Raw genomic sequence first — 6,790 nt, forward strand, 5'->3', positions numbered from 1 at the left:
TCATCCCTGGACGGTCCTACCGACCATCCGGGGGTGCCCGGGTCAAGCGAATTCCGCGCATGCCCGTCGGGCGAGATGCGACAGGGCGATCTCAGGCGGCGTCGCGCCGTGAAGGTTTGACGGGTGCGTCGAACAGGATCCGCTCGATCGGCTGCGGGCGGCCGAACAGATAGCCTTGCGCGAAATTGACGCCGAGCGCCTTCAGCCGCTCGTACTCCTCGCGGGTCTCGACGCCCTCGGCGGTGACCGACATGTCCAGCCCACGCGCCAGCGTCACGATCGAGGAAATGATGGCGGAGCTGCGCGGCTGCTGGGTCAGGTTGCGGATGAACGACTTGTCGATCTTGATCTTGTCGAACGGGAACGCCGTCAGATAGCTGAGCGAGGAATAGCCGGTGCCGAAATCGTCGAGCGCGAGCTCGACGCCGAGCTGCTTCAGCCGCTGCATGAAGGCGTGGTTCTCGCCGCCGCGCTCCAGCAGCACGGATTCCGTGATCTCGATCTCCAGCCGCTGGGGTTGCAGGCCGGAATCGGCGAGCGCCGCACAGATCACCTCGAACAGCCGGGCTTCCTTGAACTGGATCGGCGACAAATTGACGGCGACCGCGAGGCCGGACGGCCAGCCGGCCGCATCCGCGCAAGCACGCCGCAGCACGAACTCGCCGAGCGGCACGATCAGCCCGGTCTCCTCCGCAAGCGAAATGAACTGGTCCGGCGGAATCAATCCGCGTGTCGGATGCCGCCAGCGCACCAGCGCCTCGAAGCCGCGCCGCGCGCCGCTGAGCGCGTCGACGAACGGCTGGTAGTGCACCTCCAGCTGGCACCGCGCGATGGCATCGCGCAAATCCCCCTCCAGCGTGTTGCGGGCCTCCAGCTCGGCCGACATCGCCTCGTCGTAGATGGTGAAGCAGTTGCGTCCTGCCGATTTCGAACGATAGAGCGCAAGGTCCGCCTTCTTCAGCAGCTGCTCCTGATCGCTGCCGTGATCCGGCGCGATGGCGATGCCGATGCTGGTGCCGATCTCGACGCGGTGACCGGGCAGCAGGAACGGTTCGGTCAAGAGCTTGGCGATCCGCGCCGCCAGCTCGGTCGAGCAGGCGCGCTGATCGGCGCCGGTTTCCTGGATGATGGCGAACTCGTCGCCGCCGAGCCGCGCCAGCACGTCGTTGGCGCGCACGGCGGATTTCAGCCGCTGCGCCACCTGGCGCAGCAGCGCATCGCCGGCACCGTGACCGAGGGAGTCGTTGACGTTCTTGAAGCGGTCGAGGTCGAGCATCAGGATCGAGAACGGCAGGCCTCGCACGCTCAGCTGGCTGTTCATCTCGTCGAGCCGTGTGAGGAAGAAGGCGCGGTTCGGCAGTCCGGTCAGGATGTCGGTCTGGGCGAGCTCGAGCACCCGCCGGTTCGCCAGCGACAGCCGCCGCGAATTGCGGCTTGCGAGCATGAGATAGGTCGACAGCGACAGCGTCAGCAGCATGCCGACGATCAGCACCGCGCCGGCGCGATCGTAAGTCGTCTCCAGCGGACCGCCGGCGGTTGGAACCGCCCGCACCTGCCAGTCGGTATCGCCGATCTTGAGAGTGCCCAACCAGTGCAGCGCCCGCGCGACGTCCCGCATCGATTGCGGCGCCGTGGCCGCCGAGGAATAATCCGGCAGCATCTGCTCCAGGCTGACGATCTGCGCCGTGAAGGGCGGATAGACGTTCATGCTGACAGCGGGACTTGCCCCGGTGGCGACGCGAATGGCCTGGATCAGCAGCGGCAGGTCGAAGACGCCGACCACGAAGCCGGCGAGATTGCGGCGCCGGTCCGCAACCGTCTCGCGCGACGTTCCCTTGGCGTAGACGGGAATGGCAACGAGAACGTCCGGCAGCCGGCCCCCCTCCTTCGGCTCGAACAGGCGGGTGCGAATGGCTGCGACCTTGTCGCTGTCGCGCGCCCGCTCCAGCACCGCGCGGCGCTCCGGAACGGTGGCGTAATCCATGCCGTAGACCGGCGAGGTCTTCGGCTGGGTCGAGTAGAACACCGGAAAATATTCATCGGTCTGCGGCGCCGTCGCAAAGCCCGCGCTCTGGAGCGACTTGATGCGATAGCCGGACACGCCATCCGCGATCGCCGCGGTCTCGTATTCGGCGCGTTCCTTGCGGTTGACGCGCGGCAGCCAGGCAATGCGCAGCATGCCGGGATGGCGCTCGAACAGGCGGGCGCTGAAGGTCTCGAACTCGCTGCGGGTGACTTCGTCATTGGTCGATTCGAACAGCGTGCGCAGCGCGACGAGCCGGGAGATGTATTCGCCCATGCCGTTTTGCATGACGATCGCTTCGGTTTCGGCCGCGTTCTCGAACTCGATCCTGTTGACTCGATCCTCCCACCGCGCCACGGCGGCCGCGCCCACGACCGAAAACAGAAGACCGACGCCGACCGCGACGAGCGCAGGGCGATACAGCCCGAGCAGCGGCGCGGCACGCCACCATCCGGTCATACGCCCCCGATCCTGATCGTTCTGATCGCGATCGCCCATCTTGAAGCCGCCGTCCCCCTGTCCGCGACGAACCGAACCTCTGGTTGAGGTGCCGGCGCCGCTATCGGAACAAGACCGCGGTTAAGAACTGCACAATTTCGGAACCCGACCATTCCGCAACGCGTGAATTAGTTAATGAACTGCCCGAATGATCCGGCATTGTGGAAACAAGTTGCCGGTTTTGCCCGGAGTACTACGGGCTGCCGACGCGCCGCCGGTTAGCGAGCTATTCAGGCTCGCAGGAATATGTTGCGCAAGGCTTCTCCCATCCATGCGGCAAGACCTCCCCGATGCTTCGATTTCGATCAGCGACATCCCTCGTCCTGACCATCGCGCTCCTCGCCGCGACCATGCTCGCAGCGAGAGCTGACGAGGCCGGCGTCAGCGAGGATGCGATCCTGTTCGGCCAGGCCGCCGCGCTGGAAGGCCGCTCCTCCGCGCTCGGACAGCGCATGCGGCAAGGCATCGTCGCAGCATTCACCGAGATCAACGCCAAGGGCGGGGTCCACGGCCGCAAGCTCCAGCTCATCAGCCGCGACGACGGCTACGACCCCGATCGTTCGGCGGCGCAGACGCTGCACCTGATCGAGGACGACAAGGTGTTCGCGCTGATCGGCGCGGTGGGCACGCCAACCGCGATGGCGACAATCCCGATCACCAGCGCTAGGAACATCCCCTTCATCGGTCCGTTCAGCGGCGCCGAATTCCTGCGCGACCTCGAGCTTGCCAACGTCGTCAACATCCGCGCGAGCTACGGTGCGGAGGCCGAGGCCTGGATCAAGCACCTCACGGAGGATCGCCACTTCACCCGCATCGGCATCTTCTACCAGGACGATTCCTTCGGCCGCGACGGTCTGGTCGGCGTCAAGCGCGCGCTCGCCAAGCGCGGCCTCGAGCTTGCCGCCGAAGGCACGTTCGAGCGCAACACCCGCGCGGTCACCGCAGCCTGGCGGGTGATCAGGCGCGCCGAACCCGAGGCGATCGTGATGGTCGGGACCTATGGTCCCTGCGCGGAGTTCATCAAGCTCGCGCACCGCAGCGGCTTCCATCCGACCTTCGTCAACGTCTCCTTCGTCGGCGCCAATGCGCTGGCCAGGGAGCTCGGTCCCGACGGTGAAGGCGTCATCGTCTCGCAGGTCGTACCGTTTCCATGGGATCGCTCGCTCAAGATCGTCGCCGACTACCAGGCGGCGCAGAAGGCGTTCGATCCGACGCTGACACCGGACTTCGTGTCGCTGGAAGGCTATCTCTCCGGCCGCCTCGCGGCCGCGGCGCTGGAACAGGCCGGGCCGAAGCCAACGCGCGCAAACCTGCTCCGCGCCATCAACGATGTCGGCCGCTTCGACATCAGCGGCAGCGCCGTCACCGTCGGCCTGCGCATGATCGACACGCCGCCGAAGGTGTTCTTGACGGTGATCCAGAAGGACGGAACGTTTAGGGCGGTGGATCGGCTCTAGGGCCGCCGCGTCCATCGCTCGGCGTTGACCGCGCCCGGCGGGATCTCGCTCTTGACGATCGCTTCCACCTGCCGAACCGTTTCCAGCGACTGATATTCGATCGCCTGGGGCGTCAGCCCGCCGACGTGCGGCGTCGCGATGACGTTGGGGAGCTTCGCCAGCTCCGGCGTCGGCATCTGATCAGGCGCGCGGCCGACGTCCATCGCCGCGCCGGCGATGCGATGCTCCAGCAGCGCGCGCGCCAATGCTGCCTCGTCGACGAGATTGCCGCGCGAGAGATTGACGAAGACCGCATGCCTTTGCATGCGCGCCAGCGCCGCCTCCCCGATCAAATTCTCGGTCTGCTCGTTGGCGATCGCGAGGCAAACGACATAGTCCGACGCGGCGAGAAGCTCGTCGAGACCGACCTGCCGGATCCCAGCGTCGCTGACGGTTGCGAAGGGATCGGCGACCAGCACCTCCATGCGCAGCACTTTTGCGACCTCGGCGAGATAGCGGCCGATGCTGCCGTAACCGATGATGCCGATTGTGCCGCCGGCGAGCTGGCGCCCCATCCGCGCTTCGACCTTGCGCCCGGCCTGGTAGTCCGCCGTCGCCCGGGATATGCCGCGGGAGAGATCGACCATGAAGCCGATCGCGAGCTCGGCCACCGCCTGAACGAAGCCGGGGCCGGCCCGGGTCACGAGCACGCCGGCCTTTGATGCCGCCTCGACGTCAACGTTGCGGATGTCGACGGCACAGCGGACGAAGGCCCGCAGACGCGGCAGCTGCGCAAAAATCTCGCCGCGCCCTTCGGTCATGCGATCGGCGACGATGATGTCGGCATCTTTCGCGGCGCGCACGAGGCCGGCGGCGTCCAGGGTTTCGTCGCTCTCGTGCAGGATCACCTCGGCGGCCGCGCGCAGGCCGCTCAGGCTGCGATCGCCATAGTAATTGCGCCGCATCTCCGGCGTGTGAGCGAGCAGAACCTTCACGACAAAACTCCTTCAGTAACCGAATGCCCGCGGCAGCGCGGTCGACAGCCATGGCACGAAGGCGATGACGAGCAGGCAGAGGAACAACAGGCCGAGATAGCCCATGATCGGCTTCACCGTCTGCTCGATCGGCACGTTGCCGATCAGGCAGGCACCGTAAAGGCCGAGCCCGAGCGGCGGCGCGAACAAACCGATGCCCATGGCGATGACCAGCACGACGCCGAAATGCAGGGGATCGACGCCGAGCTGCACGGCCACCGGCAACAGCAGCGGCCCGAAGATGATCAGCGCGGCGGCGCCCTCCAGCACCGAGCCCATCACGATCAGCACGGCGATCGCGAGCAGGATGAACAGCCAGACGCCTGAGGTCTTCGACAAACCGAGCATGAAATCGCCGACCGCATGCGGCACCTGCTGCAAGGTCAGCGTGAACGCGAGCGACTGCGCGGCGGCGACGATGAACAGCACGAGACCGGCGCGCGTCGCCGCCTGCACGAAGCTGTGCGCGGCCGATTTGAAGCTGAGCTCGCGGAACACCACGCTGCCGACGACGAGCGCATAGGCCACCGCGAAGGCCGAGATCTCGGTCGCGGTGGCAAAGCCGCTCTTGAAGCCGAAGAAGATCATGAAGATCAGGCCGAACGAGGCGATCGCGCCGCTCCACAGCCCCGACACCGGCATCTGCGGCTCGACGTCCTCGACCTTGTCCGGCCGCTTGCCGAAGATGATGGACACCGCAATCAGCACCAGCGCCATCAGCGCCGACGGCAAGAGCCCCGCAACGAACAGGCCGCCGATCGACAAGTTGGCCACAAAGCCCAGAATAATCAGGTTGATACAGGGCGGGATGGTCTCCGCCATCACCGCGGACGCCGCCAGCAGCGCCACCGCGCCGCCGGGGTTCTGCTTCGAGCGGCGCGCCGCCGGGATCAGCACCGAGCCGACCGCGGCGACATCGGCCATCTTCGAGCCCGAGATGCCCGAGAACAGCACCATCGACGCCACCATCACGACGTTCAGTCCGCCGCGCATGCGGCCGACCCCGCGCTGCAACAGCTCGATCAGGCGCACCGACATGCCGTTGGCTTCCATGAGATAGCCGACGAGGATGAAGAACGGGATCGCAAGCAGCACGAAATTGTCGATGCCGCGCGCCATCTGCTGGGCGAAGATGACGCCGGGCAGCGCGCCCTCGACCCAGATGAAGATGAGCGCGGCAAGCGCCAGCGCAAAGCCAATCGGCAATCCGCCGAACAGCGTCACGAAAAAGCCGATCAGCATCAAGGTGCCCGCCGACGGCACCGAGGACGGCGACAGATAATCCCAGGCGAGATAGAGCCCGGTGACGACGATGATCGCAACGATCCCCCTGACGATATCGGGAAGCGGCCTCGCGCAGAGATGGTCGATGGCGAACACCGTCATGAACAGCGCGCCGACGCCCATCGGATAGAACGTCAGCTCCAGCGGCAGGCCGGAACCGGTGGTCTGGCCTGCAGTCAATGAGCCCAGCTTGATGGCATTATAGGCGACGTAACCCGAGATCAGCACCACCAGCAGAGCGCCAGCGGCATCGACCAGCGCGCGCAGGCGCAGCGGCAGGAGATCGCGGAAGAACGACACGCCGACATTCTCGCCGCGCGCGAGCGCGCTCGCCGCGCCGAAGAAGGCCGAACCGACCATCAGCCCGCGCGCGACGTCGTCGGACCATTCGACCGGCGCGTTGAAGAAGAAACGCAGCAGCACCGAGACGCAGACCACCACGAGATCGGCGGCGAGCAGGATGGCCGCGATCGCGTCGCTGAGCTGAAGCAGCAGGGCGATGCTGCCGTGGCGGG

Annotated in this window: 4 protein-coding genes; 1 reads left to right on the forward strand and 3 read right to left on the reverse strand. The window is 66.4% G+C overall.

The window, feature by feature from the left end:
- Positions 1-91: 91 nt before the first annotated feature.
- Positions 92-2,482, reverse strand: coding sequence for a bifunctional diguanylate cyclase/phosphodiesterase (locus IC66_RS0110995; RefSeq protein ID WP_049806505.1), 2,391 nt, complete (start codon positions 2,480-2,482; stop codon positions 92-94).
- Positions 2,483-2,811: 329 nt separating this feature from the next.
- Between IC66_RS0110995 and IC66_RS0111000 the strand changes: the two genes are divergently transcribed.
- On the forward strand, positions 2,812-3,978 hold the full coding sequence (locus tag IC66_RS0111000) for an ABC transporter substrate-binding protein (protein WP_038947638.1): 1,167 nt from the start codon (positions 2,812-2,814) through the stop codon (positions 3,976-3,978).
- On the opposite strand, the gene IC66_RS0111005 is transcribed toward IC66_RS0111000, so the two are convergent.
- Together IC66_RS0111005 and IC66_RS0111010 are read right to left on the reverse strand one after the other, a co-directional pair.
- A complete protein-coding gene (locus IC66_RS0111005) occupies positions 3,975-4,952 on the reverse strand; it encodes an NAD(P)-dependent oxidoreductase (protein WP_038947639.1) in 978 nt (325 codons plus the stop codon). The two genes, IC66_RS0111000 and IC66_RS0111005, sit on opposite strands and share 4 nt — an antisense overlap.
- Before the next feature lie 12 nt (positions 4,953-4,964).
- On the reverse strand, positions 4,965-6,790 hold a 1,826-nt coding region (locus IC66_RS0111010; protein ID WP_038947640.1), incomplete at its 5' end, for a TRAP transporter large permease.

This window comes from Bradyrhizobium genomosp. III (genome assembly GCF_000261705.1).
In the GTDB taxonomy this organism is placed as follows: Bacteria; Pseudomonadota; Alphaproteobacteria; order Rhizobiales; family Xanthobacteraceae; genus Bradyrhizobium; species Bradyrhizobium ottawaense.